Below are 16,428 nucleotides of genomic sequence, written 5' to 3'. Positions count from 1 at the left end.
CGAGAGTGCTATGAAGCTATTGGAGGAAACTATGAAGCTGTCCTGGGATGCCTTCATTATTAATGATGTTAGGGGGCAGTTACTGCAAACAGTAACTGCCCCCTAACTAGGATATTTATGTAAATTATTTCTGGTCCAGTACGGACTGAATCTGCTTCATCAGCTGATCGTAGTTTGACTGATCGTCAATGCCACCCATGAAAGGTTCCCCAACGATATTTCCGTCTTTATCTACAAGAACGGTTGTAGGAAATGCCATGATGTTTCCTTTTCCAGCATAGTTTCCAACTGTTGAATTAGAATCGAAAGTCAGGTTCTTGTAGGAAGCGCCCTGAGCTTTCAGGATTTCTTTTGCCTCTTTGATTCCGGCTTCATTGTTGTCTAAAGTATCCATGTTGATACCAACAACTTCGCCACCCATTTCTTTGAGTTTCTCATTTAATTCATTCAGCTTAGAGAGCTCTCCGACACATGGCTTGCATCCACTGAACCAGAAATTTACAACTGTAACTTTATTTTTAGCGAAAAGACTGTCATCTACATCGTTTCCATCCAGATCTTTTCCTTTGAAACCTTTGAATACAGCTGTGGATTCGTCTGATTTAGAGGAAGAGCTGTCAGAGGAATCGGATGCAGCAATCTCTTTCTCAAGCTTGGCAATTTCTTCTTCAATTCCGCGGATTGTCTCGATGTCTTTGCACAGAGTTTCATATTCTTCTTTAGAGAAAGAGTCTTTGTTAGATTCCACTGTGCTTGCGAGGGTATCAGCATAGTTTTCGCTCATGGCATCACCGGCAGCGTTCTTGTTCATAAGACCAAAGGCTTTGTCCCATGCATCTTTGTGATCAGCAAAAAGCTGGTTTTCCTGCTGGTAAAGGTCATCCCGTTTTTTGTTCAGCTCGTCTGCGCTGCCCGTTTCTGTTGTGGAAGAAGATTCCTGTTTTGTGTTTGTATTGTCTGTTGAGGAGGAATTTCCGCAGCCTGTAAACGCAAAAAGTACAGAAATGGCAAGGGATGCAGCAATTACCTTTTTTAATTTCATTGAGTTTGTTCTAAGTGTTTTGTTTTTCATGATTTTAAATCTCCTTTAAATTACGTTTTATTAGTTTTTATTTTCAGCCTGTTTCTTAGTTGAAAATCCGTAATGATAGCAGATTGCATCAGTCGGGCAGGCTTTCATACATTCTCCGCATCGGATACACTCCGGATGGTTTGGTGTGTCTACTACATTGACATCCATCTTACAGACACGACTACATTTCTGGCAGCCAACACATTTCTCATGATCAACCTGAATCTTAAGAAAAGATACCTTGTTAAACAGTGAGTAAACAGCACCCAGCGGGCAGATCCATTTACAAAATGGACGGTAAAACAAGATGCTCAGGATGATGAAAAGCGCAAGGACTGTGAACTTAAATGTAAATAAATGTCCGAGTGCGGCACGGATTCCTGAGTTGGCAAGTGACAGTGGAATTGCGCCTTCAAGTACGCCCTGTGGGCAAATGTATTTGCAGAAGAAAGGATCTCCCATACCAAGTGAATTGGTTACAAATGCCGGAAGTAGTATAACAAAGACGACCAGAATCACATATTTCAGATACCGCAGAGGCTTCAGTTTTGCGGTGGAAAGTTTCTTGCCCGGAATCTTATGCAGCAGATCCTGGAACCATCCAAACGGACAGAGAAATCCACAGATAAACCGCCCTAACAGAACACCTAACAGGATGAAAAATCCGGTGATGTAGTAGGTAAATTTGAATTTTGAAGAACCGACCACGGCTTGAAAAGCTCCAATCGGACAGGCACCTGTGGCGGCAGGACAAGAGTAACAGTTTAGTCCCGGGACGCACATCGTTTTTACATTTCCCTGATAAATTTTCCCTTTAAACAGATTCGGGATGTGAATGTTGGTCAGCAGTGTAGCAGCTGCCTGAATCCATCCGCGGAAGCGGGCCAGAAAGTTTTTGTTTGATTTCATTTTCTTATCCAATTCCTACACACTCCATACATAATTTTATTGCCTTGCTAAGAACAACCGCTGCTTCTCCGCGGAAGATCCCGACAAGGAAAAACACCAGACCGGCTGCAAGTAAAAGAATCTGTGTTGCTTTTTCAGATTTCATTAAAATACTCCTTTCAATGTTCAAAGTCCGTTTATTGACCTTTCGATGTTTGCATTGTACAATAGAGGGTGTAAAATTCCTGTTAAGAAAATGGAGAAAAATAAATTGAGAGTATTAGTTGTTGAAGATGAGAAGAAATTATGTGTAGGCCGATTGCTTATGTTCAAGGAATGCCTGAAGTACAATATCGTTCCGTTCATGATCGAAGAGGATCTGAAGATGTTTTATTATCGTGGTCTGAAAGAATGGAACAATGAAAAAGGTTATCTGATGGATACCTGTCTGACAGCGCAGGATCGGTATAAGGAATATTTAGACTATTTTAGGATTTCGTATTCATAACTCATTTTGAGAAGAGGAATGTTGAAAAGATGGAAGGACAACAGATCAAAGATGAAGTATTAAGATAAGCGGGAATTCATGACGTGGAGTTTCAAGTGATTAAAAAATTTATGAAAATGAATAAGTGGAAAGTTGCATGTCCATTGACATGGCTTTCCACTTATTTTTATGAATTCCTATGCGCCAGACGAGCAGACAACAGAAATTGGCATCTTACCCGCGAATTTCTGCATTTCACATCATGCAGACTGGACGAATGCTGTAAAATCATATATAAAAGAAATAGGAATAACTGGGGGTGAGATGGATGAAATGTGAGGTGGAACAGATTGATCCAAAGCAGGAAGAACATGTTATGGTATATTGCCACAACAGGGAAGCATCCTGGGTGCAGAATGTTCGGGAAGCTGTATTTGGACAAACATCGGTATGTGGATATAAAAATCACGTTTTGTATCAATTGAAATTGTCTGATATTTTTTATGTGGAACAGCAAAGAAATCAAAGGAGAGGGCAGGCGTAATGGAAACAGATATGATTAAAATCACTCATTTAAAGAAAAGCTTTGGTGATGTAAAAGCAGTCAATGATCTGAGTTTTCAGGTGAAAAAAGGAGAGCTCTTTGCATTCCTTGGTGTAAACGGGGCAGGGAAGAGCACAACGATTTCGATCATCTGCGGGCAGCTTCACAAAGACAGCGGAACGGTTCAGATCCAGGGCACAGATCTGGATAAGATCGGAAGGAAAGTTGGAACAATGCTTGGCGTGGTATTTCAGGACAGTGTGCTGGACAAGCCACTTACCGTCAGGGAAAATCTGAAAAACAGAGCAGCGCTTTATGGAATAACAGGAAAAGCGTTTGAAAAAAGATTGCGGGAACTGGTGGAGATTTTTGATTTCGGAGATTATCTGAACCGGCCGGTCGGAAAACTGTCCGGCGGACAGAGAAGAAGAATTGATATTGCAAGAGCCTTGCTGCATCGGCCCGAACTTCTGATTTTAGATGAACCAACGACAGGACTTGACCCACAGACGCGGCTTTTGATCTGGGATATCATTGAAAAACTTCGAGTGGAAGAAAAGCTGACAGTTTTTCTGACTACGCACTACATGGAAGAAGCTGCAAATGCCGGTTATGTGGTGATTCTGGATAAAGGAAGCATCGTGGCAGAAGGAACTCCTTTTGAGCTGAAAAATGAGTATGTGCAGGACACTATGTCTGTTTATGGTGTGACAGAAGAAGAAATCAAAACACTGGGCAGAGAGTATAAAAAGATCCGGGATGGCTATCAGTTAAAAGTAAAAAATACCGCAGAGGCTACCCGGCTGATCGTGGAACATCAGGAAATATTCCGTGATTATGAAGTGGTAAAGGGCAGAATGGATGATGTATTTCTTGCTGTAACCGGAAAAACATTGGGAGGTGAGCACAGATGAAGGCAGTATTTGCACTTATAAGTCGAAACAGAAAATTGTTTTTTAAAGACAGAGGAATGTTTTTTTCGGCTTTAATTACTCCGGGAATTCTGATTTTGCTGTATGCTACATTTCTGGCAAACGTATACAGAGATTCCTTTGTGTCCGCGATCCCGGACATGATTACAATCTCAGACAAACTGATCGATGGAACGGTGGCCGCACAGCTTGCCGCGGCTCTTCTGGCAGTCAGCTGTGTGACTGTGACATTCTGCGTGAATCTTACGATGGTACAGGACCGGGCAAACGGAACAAGGAAAGATTTTAATGTATCGCCAATCAGCAAAGCACAGCTTTATCTTGGGTATTTTTTATCTACTGTAGTCAATTCCCTGCTGGTGAATGGGCTTGCGCTTGTATTATGCCTTGGCTATATGTACAAAATGGGCTGGTATATGAGCGCTGTAGATGTATTCTGGGTTCTTCTCGATGAAATTTTACTGGTACTCTTTGGAAGCACGTTGTCAAGCATCGTCAGTTTTCCACTGACAACCCAGGGTCAGTTATCCGCAGTGGGAACGATCGTAAGTGCCGGGTATGGATTTTTATGCGGAGCTTACATGCCGATTTCAAATTTCGGCAGCGGCCTGCAGAAAGTACTGTCGTATCTGCCAAGTACCTACGGAACTTCTCTGTTGAAAAATCATATGCTCCGTGGAATCTTCGAAGAGATGGAGAACAATCAGCTGCCAGAAGAAATGATTACTGCGATTCGTGATACACTGGATTGTAACCCGAAGTTCCAGGGGTCTGTAGTAAGTGTAAATCAGATGGTGATGCTTATGGTTGGATGTGTTGTGGTATTTGGAATTATTTTTTTGTGCATGACAGCTCTTCCGGAGAAAGATGGGAAGTAAATATATCCTTCGACTATAGAATGAATAAAAAATGAGAAAAGAGACAGTTATGAATATTACAGAAAGAGAGATCGATGACCCGGAAAAAGGGGCGTTATACTCGAATATGTAAATTTTACGAAAGAATTTGCAGAAATAAAAGAGTATGTAAGAAGCAAAGGGGAATCTATCCGGGGATACACAGAAAAGAAATAATGTGTTTCCATAAGAACAGAAGATATTTTATATTTCGAGGCAGTGCAAAACAAGGTGTTTGCTTATACGTCAAATAAGTTTTATGAAATTAAAAGCAGACTGTATCAGCTGGAAGAGAAAATAACAAGAAAATGTATGTAGCGTGCATCAAAGACAACGATTGTAAATGCGGATCGTATTGTTTCGGTTCGTACCGCATTAAATGGGCGTTTGTATGTGCGGATGGAGGCTTTGAGCAGATTGGAAATGGCCTTGCAAAAACAGGAGCAGATCCTCTGCAAAGCGCTGCATACGGATCTTGGAAAGAGCAAGACGGAGATGATGTGTGAGATTGGACTGGTGCAGGGGGAAATCCGCTGGATGAAGCAGCACTTAGGGCGCTTTGCAGACAAAAACATGTCAGAACACCGCTGGCGCAGTTCGCTGCGAAAAGTTATCAAAGCCCTTCTCCTTATGGCAATGTGCTGATTATGAGCCCGTGGAATTACCCTGTTCTGCTGACGTTAGAACCGCTGGTAGATGCCATTGCGGCAGGAAATACTGCGGTGGTAAAGCCAAGTGCTTATGCACCGGCCAGTGCAAATGTCCTGAAAGATCTGTTAGAAGAATGTTTTCCACCAGAATATGTTGCCGTTGTTTTAGGCGGACGGGAGGAAAATCAGGCACTTTTACAGGAAAAATTTGATAAGATTTTTTTCACAGGAAGTGTAGCGGTCGGAAAGCAGGTCATGGAAAGTGCTGCAAGACATCTGACGCCCGTGACACTGGAACTTGGCGGAAAAAGCCCATGCATTGTAGAAAAAAGCAGTAAGATCCGGCTTGCGGCAAGACGCATTGTCTTTGGAAAGTTTATCAACTGCGGATCGAACCTATTGTGTTGGATCACGTAGAATGGGAAGATGCGGTCATGCAGGAGGAGATTTTTGGTCCCATCCTGCCAGTATTGACGTATGAAAAACTTGAGGATGCACTCTCCTGGATCAATCAACGCCCCAAACCGCTTGCCCTGTACTGCTTTACGGAAAACAAAAAGGTGAAGAAAACGGTTCTGGAGAGGTGCCGGTTTGGCGGTGGCTGCATCAACGACACACTGATTCATCTTGCTACCAGTGAGATGCCGTTTGGCGGTGTAGGAGAAAGCGGTATGGGCGGCTATCACGGTGAGGCCGGATTTGCGGAATTCACACATAAGCGCAGCATCGTGGATAAAAAGACATGGATGGATTTTCCGATCCGCTATCAGCCGTATACAGCAAAAAAGTTGAAACTGATTCGAAAATTTTTATACAGCATACCATACAAGGGATAGACATCTCCAAGAAAATCCGATATAAAAGAGGATAGGGAAAAGAAAAGAGGGAACCAATGTGAAGATAACGATCATCAATCCATCTCCGGACGAAGAGGAAGAAATCATCATCAAATGCCGTGTGCTGACGGAGGACATCAACCATCTGATCTGCAAACTGAAAAACGGGGATCGAAAAATTACGGGATACGATGCAAAAGGAATTACTCTTCTGGCACTTCCGGATATTTTCTATTTTGAGGCAACGGACAATAAGGTCTTTGCCTATGGACAAAAGAATGTTTATGAAGTTAAAGAAAAACTGTATCAGTTAGAAGAACAGCTGGTGTCTTTTCCATTTATGCGGGCCTCCAAATCCATGATTCTAAATCTGGACAAAATCCGGCATTTGTCGCCTGCTTTTGGCGGCAGATTTGAAGCGTTACTCGAAAATGAGGAAAAAGTGATTATTTCCCGGCAGTATGTGCCGGTTCTGAAAGAACGACTGGGATTGTAGGGAGGCGAAAACAATGATGAATAAAATAAAAATTCTTGCAAATATTTTTTCGAAAATTACCGTGTGCGTTCTGCTTGCATCCGCGATCTATATTACTGTGATGTGCGGTCTGGATGCCCAGATCAGTGTCATGATTCTCTGGCAGATTCTTCTGGTTTCCGCTGTATGCTCCATCCCGATTCTGATGTACCCGGATGAGGAAGGAAAAGAAGTATCCAAACAGGGCATGATTGCACGGCAGATCATCTATTTTATCTATGCTAATTGTGCTGTCCTGGGACTTGGCAGAGCATTCGGATGGTTTTACTTCAGCAAAGCTAAAATGGTCGTGCTGATGGAGGTTTTGATTATTGGAGTTTATGTTACGGTGAATCTGATCGTATATGTAAATGACCATATGGTGGCGGAAAGCATGAACCAGAAACTAAAAGAGATGAGAAAGCGGAAAGAAAAATTGTAAACTACGATAGAGTTGCATGAAATTTGAAAAGAACTTAGAGCGTACCCCAACAAGCTCTGAGAAAACTTGCAAGTAAGAATTTCTATGACGGTAAGAATAAAATTGCGTGTAAAAGAGCAGGCGAATTTCCGCCTGCTCTTAAAAAATCAAGGATGAGAAAAAATTTATAAATATCATAGACAGAAAAACTGCATCAGACAATTTTCTCACGAAGAACCTCCACCTTACATTCATGAAGTTTTTTGATATCGTCTTTATGGTAAGCAATACCCACCGCGAGAATACGACCGGTATATTCCGCTTTTTCGCCAAATTTTCCTTCAAAACGTAATGCATACTGCCGGTCTTTGATTTGCTGGATGGCTTCATCAGCAGAGTGGTTAACTTTTAATTCTATGATAATGGCATCATCATTTTTTTGAAATGGATAGAAAATAAAATCAACATAACCGATACCGGCTTTATCTTCCCGTTCAATACGATAAAAATCTAAAGCCTTCAAATATACCCAGCGAATGATAGAAGCCAGTTCCGCTTCATTGTTATACAGTGTCAGCGGGCTGTGGGTGTTGTGTGCGTATTCCAGCAGTTCGGCCATTGTTTTCGTATCGCCGGCTTTTGTAGCTGCAAGCATTCGGCCGGATTCTTTCGCAAGCTTGTAAACATTTCCAAGGGATGGTTCTCTTTGAATTACTTCGGCAAATTTGTCCATCAACTCTTTGTTTGGTATGGATATATAACCCTTGGAATAATTTAAAAATCCATAGACTACCATGGCAGAAAAAATTTCATCTTTTGTTTTCAGTTCCATAGACGTTGCCGCATATTCCTGAATTTTGGCAGGAACGGGAATGTCGGCGACCATAAGAGCAATATCATCTTTTACAGCATCTACATTTGCGCCGATATAATAGAAAATTTCATCGTACGGACCAGAACTTGTCCAGTAATTTCCCAATTGATTGTCACTTAAAGCCCCTACGACAGAGCGTGGGTTATAGAGTTTTTTTCCGCCTGCGGTCTGATAGCCATCGTACCATAATTCCAATCCTTCCCGCGTAACGGAAGGATTTTTTTCTATTTGCAAATATCTTTGATATAACAGATTGACTTCATCGTCCGTGAACCCAAAATATTCGCTGAATTTTGCGCGGGTTGCCATAGAATATTCAAAAAACATGTTCAGTTCAGAACCGCTGGAATATTTTGCAATTGGCAAAATACCGGTCATATAGGCCATTTCTACATAAGCTTTATCTTTCAGAAGATTGCTCAGAAATTTGGTATAGGCAGTCTTATCTGCATCGGTCATATAAGGCTGATGATAAATGTAATCCCACTCATCTAATATAAAAATAAATTGTTCCTGGTTACAATATTCGTAAATTCTGGTCAACGCATCCCATACCGAGTCCTCTTTTTCAATCGCAGCATCTGGGTAAGCTTTTTGCAGATCCAGAAGCAGCGTTTTTTTTATGCGGTTTATATAATGGTTATAATCGGTGATTTCAGCAGGAATCTCATTGAACATGATATGAATCACATTATGCTGGTTTAAGTGCTTTTGATACCAGGGATACTGAGAGACAGCTAATCGATCAAAAATTTTACTGCTGTCAATTCCTCTGCCAAAGTAGGAAGCAATCATATTGGCCATGACGGTTTTTCCAAACCTGCGCGGTCTGGTAATCGCCACATATTTTTGACTGTTTTGAGAATTCAAAACGGTTTTTTCCGGATCATAATCATCTGATTCAACGAGTGGAACAAGTTCTTTTAAGATAGAAGATTTATCTATGAAATAGGTTGATAGACAATCTCTGCGAAATAATCCAAAAGCACTGCTGCTGTTTAGATAGATTCCCATCGGGGGTATTTGCTCCTTTCTAAATGGAAGTGTCTGCATGATTTACAGACATAGCTACGAATAAAAGTCAAATCTAAAGATATCTTAACCTTATCATAAAGGGCATTTGATTACAAGGGAGAAAATGTTACTGTTCACAGGTGTCCTGCGAACAGTAACGTAAGCAGCCCTCATTTAGAGTTTTGCTTCGCAAAAGGAGGGCTGTTCACACCTGAATCACATTCTTACGTACCTGAACAGCAAGTGTTCAGGTACTGAGTGAACATTAACGAGAAAATTCATCTGACAGATGAATGAAAAATATCCGTTTTCATCTGACGGATGAATGCGAAAAGGTAAGGAGTGTGGTACCCTTGTTTTAAGGATACCTGACGAAAAAAACAGCAAACAGCGAAGGAAAGCAGCCTTGCGCTGAAGATTGGAAGGGGAGATATAAGATGAAGGAAGCTGTTTTAAACAAAATGAATCCGAAGGAAAGAAAAATCCTGGAAGCAGAATTGCAGAAAGTGTACACAAAACAGACGCACTCTTTCCGGGATGCAGGAAAAGCGGTCTGGAATACAAAAGGAATCCGCGAACTTCTGGACGGATGCACCGAATACGCTGGTTGCTATTTTAAGTGGCAATATTGCACTATTGCAGGCATTTGAAAAGGAAAGACAAATGGAAGAAGAGGATGAAGAAGAAGACCTTGGCTGGAAGGAAGAATTTGCCCCTTGTAGGAGCAGAAAGCTGCCTTGCTATACGATAGGCCGGGAAAACGTTTCGAAAAAATTCTGTATTCCAAATGTACTCACCGCACTCATTCTCTCAGGGGATATGGGAATGCTGGAATATGGTTTCGACCATTACAAACTGGAAAACCCGGTAGTCTGCAGGGGCAAAATCGAAGCATTGGGAGAGGCGCTTCTTTATGGAGATGAAACAAAAAGAACAGGAAATTAACAAGAGAAAAAAGAGATTATTATGGAAGGAAAAACGAATGAAAGAGACAGTCTTAAATGCAATGAACCCAGTAGAAAGAGAGATTTTTGAGAAAGAACTGCAGAAAGTACACCTGAAAAAATCCACAGCCTTAAATGATATCGGAAAAACAGTCTGGGATACGAAAAAGATCCGGGAACTCCTGGATCAGGACGCAGAACTGGAAGAAATCAAGAGATTCTTTGATGAAAATCAACTGAAACCAGACCAGTATAACCGAAATGCCATTCCGCTGGCCGCCTATACTTACTGGTATGGAAGAGGCTGCGGCAGGGAAGATGTCTGCCTGTGGGCACTCGAATCTGCCACAACGATTGACGGACTTCTTCAGGTACAGGAGTCGTCCCATCTGGAGAAAATTGCAAAGAAATTTATCAGCATGGATAAATACGGTGTCGTTGCGTTCCGAAAGATGTATCTTCATGAAGAACTGTGCTGGACCGATGCGCCCAATTATCTGGCGGCTGTGATGAGCGGAAACGTTTCCCTGCTGCAGATGTTTGAAGCAAAAGACGAGGAAATGACGGAAGAAAATATGGAGTACTGGGAATACACCTGTGAATGGGATCGTATTCCGGGAGCCAGAAAAACCTATTACAGCATTCGCCGGGAAACGATTGTCGGAGATTTTTATATCCCGGGTATTCTCACAGCGGCGATTCTGTCCGGCAGTCCGGAGATGCTGGATTACTGCATCGACCATTATGATATCGATGGCGCAAGCCTGGCGTACGGAGAAAAAGAGGCACTGGGTCAGGCAGTTGCCGGTGCGGGGAAAGAGCTGACAGAATACATGCTGGAACACTACACAGGATTAATCGAATTTGCAGAGCCGGATCAGGTGATGAAAGCCGGAAATGTGCCGCTGCTGCGTTATCTGTTAGAGACACATTTCGAGCATCTGAACTGGTATGCAACTCTGTTTTTCAATCTGAGAGACATACGGACACCATACATGTCAGCACCGGGATTTCCAAGAGACGTCGATACCGATGTGGAAATGTACCGTGCTTTTTTGGAATGGGAGAGTCCTGCATTTTCCATGGACTTTATTATCGGCCAGATGCGCGCGGAACTGGCAAAGCCGGCAGAAAGAGAAATTGATCTGAAGTATTACGGAGAACAGGAGATACAGAAAACTTATAACGTAAACGGTCTGTTTTCCAAAAAAATGGCGCGTGAATGGGAAAAAGTGCCAGGATGCGAGGAACGCCAGGAAAGATTGCTTGAATTCTACCAGGAACTGGGCGGAGAAGTAACAGAAGAACTTGAAAAATTAGCCAATCGCGTAGAGAACAGCAGATTAATTGATGGGCTGTTTGAGAATTTTTGAAAAAACAACAGGGACAGAGAAAAAGAATTCTGTAGTGGACGCTGGAGCGTGTTTGAAAAATCATTTCCGCAGTCTGCATGCCCCGCTTGAGGTATAGGAAGAACGCATTTACCCCGGAAGAAAAGAAATTTCTCTTCCGGGGTAAATGCGTTTTAAAGAAAAGCAAAATGAAATGGAAGAGAGAAGAGGACAAACATGACATTAGAAGAATCATATGAAATTTATAATAACTATTATCAGAATATTTACGGTATGTACGATGATAACTGGATTGATTACGATTTAGATGTAGCATTTACAAAATTGCAGCTGGAAAAAATCATTCAAAAAAGATATAAGCTGGATCACCAGGAGAAAATGATTCTGCAGTGGCTGCTGGAAGAAGACATGGAACTAAAGGTATGTGAGGCTATTCGGGTGATTCTGGAAATGGATGTTTGAGGAAAGGATGGAAAGGTGACGATGAAAAAGACAGATGTAAAAAAGACGGAAAGATCAAAAGAATTTCTGGCAGAGGAATGGCTGGAAATTGTACTGAAAGGCCAGGATAAAGGAGAAGGGCGGTTCTGCCGGCATGGTGTGTGCAGTTTTATGGGAAGACAGCCATTAACATTTCAGCCGGTAAAGAGAAAACCGGAATTGGAAAAGCGATTTATAGAGAGTCGAATTATGGAAAGTCGAACCATGAAAAATCGGTTCAGGGGGACGCGGAACAGCTGGTTCGGACAGGAAGAACTGGACAGTAAAAGAAACGGATATGGGGAAAGACTGCGCGATAAAACAGAACTGACGGAAGAAGCAGAAGCGATAGAAGAAACAGAAATGGAAGGACAGCTGGTGCAAAAGTATCAAACAGCACGCTGGGAGGAAGCTGTGAGACATGTTCTTTTGTTCCTTCCGGAAGTGCTGGTTTATCTGGGCAGTTTTTTGTTGTTTTGGGAAAACGAAGTACTGGCGAAAGTTGTCGGAGTTTTTGGGTTTTATGGAAGAGAAAACGCTGTGAGAAGACAGTGGGAGAGGGAAGAAAAGGAAGAGAAGAAAGAAAATCTGGAAGGAAAGCAGAGAAACAGTAAAAATAGGACAGCTTTGGATACGCAGAAAGAGGAAACGATGGACTGGAATACGGCGTTTGCAGTGTTGCGGAAGTTTTATGAAGAAAAATGGGACTATTTGAATGGATGTCCGAGAAATGAAAAAGCGTGGGATGAGGAAGGGGAACTGCAGTGCAAAATATACATATCAAAAAAGAAGGGGCTGGATCGGGATCAGAAAATGGAAGTGATGAAACTGTATGAGACGGTGGAGGACAGGAAAGTGAGTGAGGCGGTGCGGGTGATTTGCGGATAGAAGTGAAAAGAAAAACGGTTGAAGCCAGGTGCAGGTCTGATACTGTAGAAAAAGAAGACGGAAAATTGGGACAATCTTTTTGTGCAAAATATGTATAAAAAGCGAAAAACAGTTAAAAAATATAAGCTTTTTGCATAAAAACATATGCTGAAATATGTACAGTAACAAAAATACATGGTATAATGAGCGGTAGTGAGTGGAATATGCTTACACATTCAGCGTGTGCCAAAGGGTAACGTTGTTAAATAATGAAATTACGATATCATGAAAAAAGAACAGTATCTAGATAAAATCATGAAAGGAACCAAAATGAGTAAATCAGCTGCAGAAAATCAATTGAAGGAGATATTTGATGTTAATAAGATTAACATTGAGGATGAGGACTGGAAAACGAATTTGCGCGCTTATAATTTTAAAATTGAGAGACAAAGGTTTAAAGTTTTGAGCAATAATGGTATATCAAAAGGAAACCTTTTGAAGTTAAAAGGAGGAGAATTCGATTGCGATTATGTAATTATTTACAACACGATTAATACAGACACTAAGGATGCTGAGAAAGACAGATGGATTCTTGAAGAAAAAAAGTGGTTTCAGAACTTGGGTGATGACGTTAAACAACCTTCTCAAATGTATGCTAAAGTAGGTAAAGAAAGACAGCTTGATAAAGAGGACTTTACAAAGCGCTTAAGAGAAATAATAGAAAATATACCGGGAAAGGATATATTAAAAATGGATAATAAACAGAATGATTTCGGGGATTTATATAATTTAGTAGAAAATGGTGCAACACAAATAATTTTAACCGGTGCCCCAGGAACAGGAAAAACCAGACTGGCAAAAGAAGTTGCCAAAAAGTTTGCAAAAAATAATAAAAAGCATTTGAAAGAAAATGATCCAAATTCAGATGATCAGAAAAAAGATGATTCAAACTCAGATTATCAATTAGTTCAATTTCATCCATCCTATGATTACACAGACTTTGTTGAGGGGCTTCGGCCAGTGGAGGATGCACATGGAAAAGTTGAATTTCGGAAACTTGATGGCATTTTCAAAAAATTCTGCCGTAAAGTTGTAGAAAGAAATGAATCGGATAAAAACCAAGATAAATATTTCTTTATTGTGGATGAAATCAATCGAGCCGATTTGTCAAAAGTATTTGGTGAGTTGATGTTTTGCCTTGAGTCAGATAAACGTGGTCCACAAAATTCTGTTCAGACACAGTATGCAAATCTTCGTACTTATGATCCAGAAAATGGAAGTTACTATTCAAAAGAAAAAAAAGATGTGTTTAAAGATGGATTTTATATTCCAGAGAATGTTATTGTGATAGGAACTATGAATGACATCGACCGTTCAGTCGAAAGTATGGATTTTGCGTTGCGACGTAGATTTATATGGAAAGAGATAGAGGTAGAAAAAGCTACGGAAAATCTCAAAAAGATTATTCAGGATATGTTACCAGAAGAAGCTTTTAGTAACTGCAAAGACAAAGACGCTGAATTTTCGAAAATTGCTGAGTATATTAGTTTTGTAAATAAAAAAATAGAAGATCATCAGGGACTGAATAGGCATTATGATATCAGCCAAGGACAGTTTGCTAATGTTCCTGGGATAAATAATTGCAAAAATGCCGATGAATTGATCCAACAAGTCTGGAATCTTAGATTAGAATCTCTTCTTTACGAGTATGTACGCGGAGAAGGAAATGAAGAGAAGTTTGTGAATGAGTGCAATTTGGAGGCGTTTAAGGAGTGGGAAAAGGTGCAAAAGAATGCTCAGAATAATACTCCGTCAGAGGAAAAGGAATGATTTACTTAAAAGATTACTCAAAATTGGAAGAGTGCATATCAGAAGAAATTAATAAAGAAAGTAGTTTGCTGCAAAGTATATATAAAGAAACAGGAGATTCCGAGGAGAGAGTAGACAGATTTGCGAAGCTAATAGATGGAGTTTCACAAAGTGATATTCTTGTACTTGATGAAAACGACTGTGCGGCTGGAGAACCTTTTAAGATTGTGACCCAGGGCAATAAGGGAGAATATTGGACGCAACAATATATTGGACTGCTGCAGATAACCTCCGATGGAACGAAAGAAGAGGTTTTTATAAGAAGCCGTTTTGACGTAAATGAGTCATGTGAATTTTCCAAGTATATGTTAAATAAAGCACTGGGTTTGAAGGCAAATATTCTTCAGAAGGTAGAGCCTTCGGTGGGAAGAGGGGAGATTCTGGATTTGATTCTTGCAATTATTTTCGCAATACAAATTGCAAGGGCTTATAGAAAAGGAATCTATCGCAGATATCGAACGTATGAAAACAACGATTCGAAATTAAAAGGAAGAATCGATGTTGCACGCCATATTCGTCTCAATCCGATATTTAACGGAAATATTGCCTATTCCAGTCGAGAATATACTGCTGATAATGATATGAATCGTATGATTCTTACGGCATACACATCATTGCAAAAAAGACAGCCGGGCCTTATGCGTGAATTGGAAAAAAAATACACACCGGTGAAAGATTTTATCTCACAGTTAAAAAATATCATGCAGCCTGTGTCGCGTCAGGAAGCGCGAAAACTGGTTCAGAAGGAACGAAAAAAAATCACGCATGCGGTATATTCGGATTGGGAAAGTGTCCGGAAAACGGCAATTTTGATTTTAAAGTATATGGGAATTGCGCCAGAGGACGATGGGACGAATGTCAATGGTATATTAATTAACATGAATTATATATGGGAAAGATATTTGGTTCAAATTGTAAAGGAGAAAATAGAAAACAAATATCAAATAGAGGGAAAAAAATCATTTGGAACATTTTTCTGTAATGGTCAAAGTATAGAGCTACAGCCTGATTTGGTCATTTCCGATAAAAAGGTCATTTCCGATAAAAACAGACCACTCTTGATCATTGACGCAAAATATAAAAACGAATGGGAAAACGTTGCTTCAAATAAATCAGATAAACCGGAAAGAGAAGACTGTTTTCAGATTATGTCTTATATGTATAGGGCAGAATGCAAGTTTGGCGGGATCTTTTGTCCACAAACTAAAGTACGAGATGATGGAAAAATGAAAGAGTATTCTATTTTTGGTGAGTCCGATAAAGAGGCAATCGTGACTCTTTTTTCGTTACAGATTAATGGAATTCAAGGAAGTAGTAAAGAATTCGCAGAGGAAATGGAAAAAAGAGAAGATGCTCTTTGCGGTGAGATTCTGAAAAAAATAGAAACTCATGAAGAATTGCGGAACCAAGAAATGAAAAAAATAAAAGATATGGCTGTATTCATGAACACAAATGGAATGGAAGTTAAAAAATAGCCTACTATCTTAACGAAAGTGCTTCAAGGATTCAAGAATGGATTGAAGAAAGCAGCATTGTGCAGTAAGCAATGATAAGCTAAAAATGTTGCATAAAAAACATAGAAAAATCATAAGAAGAAAATCAAGTGGCCGGGTTCCGGGGGGGGGCAAAGCCCCCGGCCCGGTCACATCTCTCCCCGCACAATCCGTTCATGCACACTGGCCATGAAATCATCGATCTGTTTTTCATCCGGAATCTCCGGCAGATCGGTGTTTTCTTTGTAAGTGCAAAATAATTCGACGGATTGTGTTGCCCTAAAAAATATCCCAT

The 16,428-nt window shown here is 40.7% G+C and carries 20 protein-coding genes and 1 pseudogene; 17 read left to right on the top strand and 4 right to left on the bottom strand.

Going from position 1 to position 16,428, the window contains the following annotated elements:
• Window positions 1-124 precede the first annotated feature (124 nt).
• Genes DXD92_RS17130 through DXD92_RS17120 form a run of 3 tightly spaced genes read right to left on the bottom strand, consistent with a single transcriptional unit; the run spans window position 125 to window position 2,126 of the window.
• Window positions 125-1,072 (bottom strand): TlpA disulfide reductase family protein, encoded by a 948-nt coding sequence (locus tag DXD92_RS17130; protein ID WP_118594522.1) that lies wholly within the window; start codon window positions 1,070-1,072, stop codon window positions 125-127.
• A 30-nt stretch (window positions 1,073-1,102) separates the two neighbouring features.
• Complete coding sequence (locus DXD92_RS17125; RefSeq protein WP_118594521.1) at window positions 1,103-1,993, bottom strand: 4Fe-4S binding protein; 891 nt, start codon at window positions 1,991-1,993, stop codon at window positions 1,103-1,105.
• The gene (locus DXD92_RS17120) at window positions 1,986-2,126 is read right to left on the bottom strand and encodes a CD1871A family CXXC motif-containing protein (protein WP_020435933.1); all 141 of its coding nucleotides are present in this window, start codon (window positions 2,124-2,126) and stop codon (window positions 1,986-1,988) included. Before DXD92_RS17120 ends, DXD92_RS17125 begins: the two co-directional genes overlap by 8 nt.
• 144 nt (window positions 2,127-2,270) lie before the next feature.
• Here DXD92_RS17120 and DXD92_RS17115 point away from each other — a divergent pair.
• The 10 genes and pseudogenes from DXD92_RS17115 to DXD92_RS17080 all read left to right on the top strand — a co-directional run.
• Window positions 2,271-2,468 (top strand): annotated as a pseudogene (locus tag DXD92_RS17115) (cell filamentation protein Fic); the annotation flags it as partial.
• Window positions 2,469-2,787: 319 nt separating this feature from the next.
• Window positions 2,788-2,991, top strand: coding sequence for a hypothetical protein (locus DXD92_RS17110; RefSeq protein WP_147326118.1), 204 nt, complete (start codon window positions 2,788-2,790; stop codon window positions 2,989-2,991).
• Window positions 2,991-3,905 carry an ABC transporter ATP-binding protein gene (locus tag DXD92_RS17105; RefSeq protein WP_117761571.1) on the top strand — a complete coding sequence of 305 codons (915 nt, stop codon included), beginning with the start codon at window positions 2,991-2,993 and terminating at the stop codon, window positions 3,903-3,905. The genes DXD92_RS17110 and DXD92_RS17105 overlap by 1 nt, the downstream gene beginning before the upstream one ends.
• On the top strand, window positions 3,902-4,801 hold the full coding sequence (locus DXD92_RS17100; RefSeq protein WP_117761570.1) for an ABC transporter permease: 900 nt from the start codon (window positions 3,902-3,904) through the stop codon (window positions 4,799-4,801). The genes DXD92_RS17105 and DXD92_RS17100 overlap by 4 nt, the downstream gene beginning before the upstream one ends.
• Window positions 4,802-5,005: 204 nt before the next feature.
• Window positions 5,006-5,137 (top strand): LytTR family DNA-binding domain-containing protein, encoded by a 132-nt coding sequence (locus DXD92_RS19770; RefSeq protein WP_117802413.1) that lies wholly within the window; start codon window positions 5,006-5,008, stop codon window positions 5,135-5,137.
• Between the two features lie 90 nt (window positions 5,138-5,227).
• Window positions 5,228-5,464, top strand: a complete 237-nt coding sequence (locus DXD92_RS19765; RefSeq protein WP_330416859.1) for a hypothetical protein — start codon at window positions 5,228-5,230, stop codon at window positions 5,462-5,464.
• A gap of 2 nt (window positions 5,465-5,466) precedes the next feature.
• Complete coding sequence (locus tag DXD92_RS19760) at window positions 5,467-5,886, top strand: aldehyde dehydrogenase family protein (RefSeq protein WP_330416858.1); 420 nt, start codon at window positions 5,467-5,469, stop codon at window positions 5,884-5,886.
• A 17-nt stretch (window positions 5,887-5,903) separates the two neighbouring features.
• Window positions 5,904-6,305, top strand: coding sequence for an aldehyde dehydrogenase family protein (locus DXD92_RS19755; RefSeq protein WP_330416856.1), 402 nt, complete (start codon window positions 5,904-5,906; stop codon window positions 6,303-6,305).
• Between the two features lie 58 nt (window positions 6,306-6,363).
• Window positions 6,364-6,801 (top strand): LytTR family DNA-binding domain-containing protein, encoded by a 438-nt coding sequence (locus tag DXD92_RS17085; RefSeq protein WP_118594520.1) that lies wholly within the window; start codon window positions 6,364-6,366, stop codon window positions 6,799-6,801.
• Window positions 6,802-6,814: 13 nt separating this feature from the next.
• Window positions 6,815-7,261, top strand: coding sequence for a DUF3021 family protein (locus tag DXD92_RS17080; protein ID WP_118594519.1), 447 nt, complete (start codon window positions 6,815-6,817; stop codon window positions 7,259-7,261).
• Between the two features lie 193 nt (window positions 7,262-7,454).
• Here DXD92_RS17080 and DXD92_RS17075 read toward each other — a convergent pair whose 3' ends face one another.
• Window positions 7,455-9,128, bottom strand: coding sequence for an AAA family ATPase (locus DXD92_RS17075; RefSeq protein ID WP_118594518.1), 1,674 nt, complete (start codon window positions 9,126-9,128; stop codon window positions 7,455-7,457).
• Window positions 9,129-9,565: 437 nt separating this feature from the next.
• Between DXD92_RS17075 and DXD92_RS17070 the strand changes: the two genes are divergently transcribed.
• The 7 genes from DXD92_RS17070 to DXD92_RS17040 all read left to right on the top strand — a co-directional run bounded on the left by DXD92_RS17070 (window position 9,566) and on the right by DXD92_RS17040 (window position 16,115).
• The gene (locus tag DXD92_RS17070) at window positions 9,566-9,778 is read left to right on the top strand and encodes a hypothetical protein (RefSeq protein WP_118594517.1); all 213 of its coding nucleotides are present in this window, start codon (window positions 9,566-9,568) and stop codon (window positions 9,776-9,778) included.
• Window positions 9,779-9,791: 13 nt separating this feature from the next.
• On the top strand, window positions 9,792-10,073 hold the full coding sequence (locus DXD92_RS17065; RefSeq protein WP_118594516.1) for a hypothetical protein: 282 nt from the start codon (window positions 9,792-9,794) through the stop codon (window positions 10,071-10,073).
• A 37-nt stretch (window positions 10,074-10,110) separates the two neighbouring features.
• A complete protein-coding gene (locus DXD92_RS17060) occupies window positions 10,111-11,445 on the top strand; it encodes a hypothetical protein (RefSeq protein WP_147398225.1) in 1,335 nt (444 codons plus the stop codon).
• 195 nt (window positions 11,446-11,640) lie between these two features.
• Window positions 11,641-11,886: a hypothetical protein gene (locus DXD92_RS17055; RefSeq protein WP_118641129.1), complete on the top strand. Its 246-nt coding sequence runs from the start codon at window positions 11,641-11,643 to the stop codon at window positions 11,884-11,886.
• A 21-nt stretch (window positions 11,887-11,907) separates the two neighbouring features.
• Complete coding sequence (locus DXD92_RS17050) at window positions 11,908-12,792, top strand: hypothetical protein (protein ID WP_118594513.1); 885 nt, start codon at window positions 11,908-11,910, stop codon at window positions 12,790-12,792.
• Window positions 12,793-13,056: 264 nt separating this feature from the next.
• The gene (locus tag DXD92_RS17045; RefSeq protein ID WP_118594512.1) at window positions 13,057-14,601 is read left to right on the top strand and encodes an McrB family protein; all 1,545 of its coding nucleotides are present in this window, start codon (window positions 13,057-13,059) and stop codon (window positions 14,599-14,601) included.
• A complete protein-coding gene (locus tag DXD92_RS17040; RefSeq protein WP_118594511.1) occupies window positions 14,598-16,115 on the top strand; it encodes an McrC family protein in 1,518 nt (505 codons plus the stop codon). Before DXD92_RS17045 ends, DXD92_RS17040 begins: the two co-directional genes overlap by 4 nt.
• Window positions 16,116-16,428 lie beyond the last annotated feature (313 nt).

It is taken from the genome of Blautia sp. TM10-2, from assembly GCF_003480845.1.
GTDB classification, from domain to species: domain Bacteria; phylum Bacillota; class Clostridia; order Lachnospirales; family Lachnospiraceae; genus Fusicatenibacter; species Fusicatenibacter saccharivorans.
The sequence above is the reverse complement of the archived record's forward strand: the minus strand, read 5'-3'. Positions and strand labels throughout refer to the sequence as shown.

What these genes read in the sequence shown, in the direction of transcription:
- DXD92_RS17040 (WP_118594511.1), top strand. Translation starts at nt 14,598, where the DNA reads ATGATTTACTTAAAAGATTACTCAAAATTGGAAGAGTGCATATCAGAA.
- DXD92_RS17130 (WP_118594522.1), bottom strand. Translation starts at nt 1,072, where the DNA reads ATGAAAAACAAAACACTTAGAACAAACTCAATGAAATTAAAAAAGGTA.
- DXD92_RS17055 (WP_118641129.1), top strand. Translation starts at nt 11,641, where the DNA reads ATGACATTAGAAGAATCATATGAAATTTATAATAACTATTATCAGAAT.
- DXD92_RS17045 (WP_118594512.1), top strand. Translation starts at nt 13,057, where the DNA reads ATGAAAAAAGAACAGTATCTAGATAAAATCATGAAAGGAACCAAAATG.
- DXD92_RS17105 (WP_117761571.1), top strand. Translation starts at nt 2,991, where the DNA reads ATGGAAACAGATATGATTAAAATCACTCATTTAAAGAAAAGCTTTGGT.
- DXD92_RS17060 (WP_147398225.1), top strand. Translation starts at nt 10,111, where the DNA reads ATGAAAGAGACAGTCTTAAATGCAATGAACCCAGTAGAAAGAGAGATT.
- DXD92_RS17075 (WP_118594518.1), bottom strand. Translation starts at nt 9,128, where the DNA reads ATGGGAATCTATCTAAACAGCAGCAGTGCTTTTGGATTATTTCGCAGA.
- DXD92_RS17065 (WP_118594516.1), top strand. Translation starts at nt 9,792, where the DNA reads ATGGAAGAAGAGGATGAAGAAGAAGACCTTGGCTGGAAGGAAGAATTT.
- DXD92_RS17120 (WP_020435933.1), bottom strand. Translation starts at nt 2,126, where the DNA reads ATGAAATCTGAAAAAGCAACACAGATTCTTTTACTTGCAGCCGGTCTG.
- DXD92_RS17100 (WP_117761570.1), top strand. Translation starts at nt 3,902, where the DNA reads ATGAAGGCAGTATTTGCACTTATAAGTCGAAACAGAAAATTGTTTTTT.
- DXD92_RS17050 (WP_118594513.1), top strand. Translation starts at nt 11,908, where the DNA reads ATGAAAAAGACAGATGTAAAAAAGACGGAAAGATCAAAAGAATTTCTG.
- DXD92_RS17080 (WP_118594519.1), top strand. Translation starts at nt 6,815, where the DNA reads ATGATGAATAAAATAAAAATTCTTGCAAATATTTTTTCGAAAATTACC.
- DXD92_RS17070 (WP_118594517.1), top strand. Translation starts at nt 9,566, where the DNA reads ATGAAGGAAGCTGTTTTAAACAAAATGAATCCGAAGGAAAGAAAAATC.
- DXD92_RS19760 (WP_330416858.1), top strand. Translation starts at nt 5,467, where the DNA reads ATGAGCCCGTGGAATTACCCTGTTCTGCTGACGTTAGAACCGCTGGTA.
- DXD92_RS19755 (WP_330416856.1), top strand. Translation starts at nt 5,904, where the DNA reads ATGCAGGAGGAGATTTTTGGTCCCATCCTGCCAGTATTGACGTATGAA.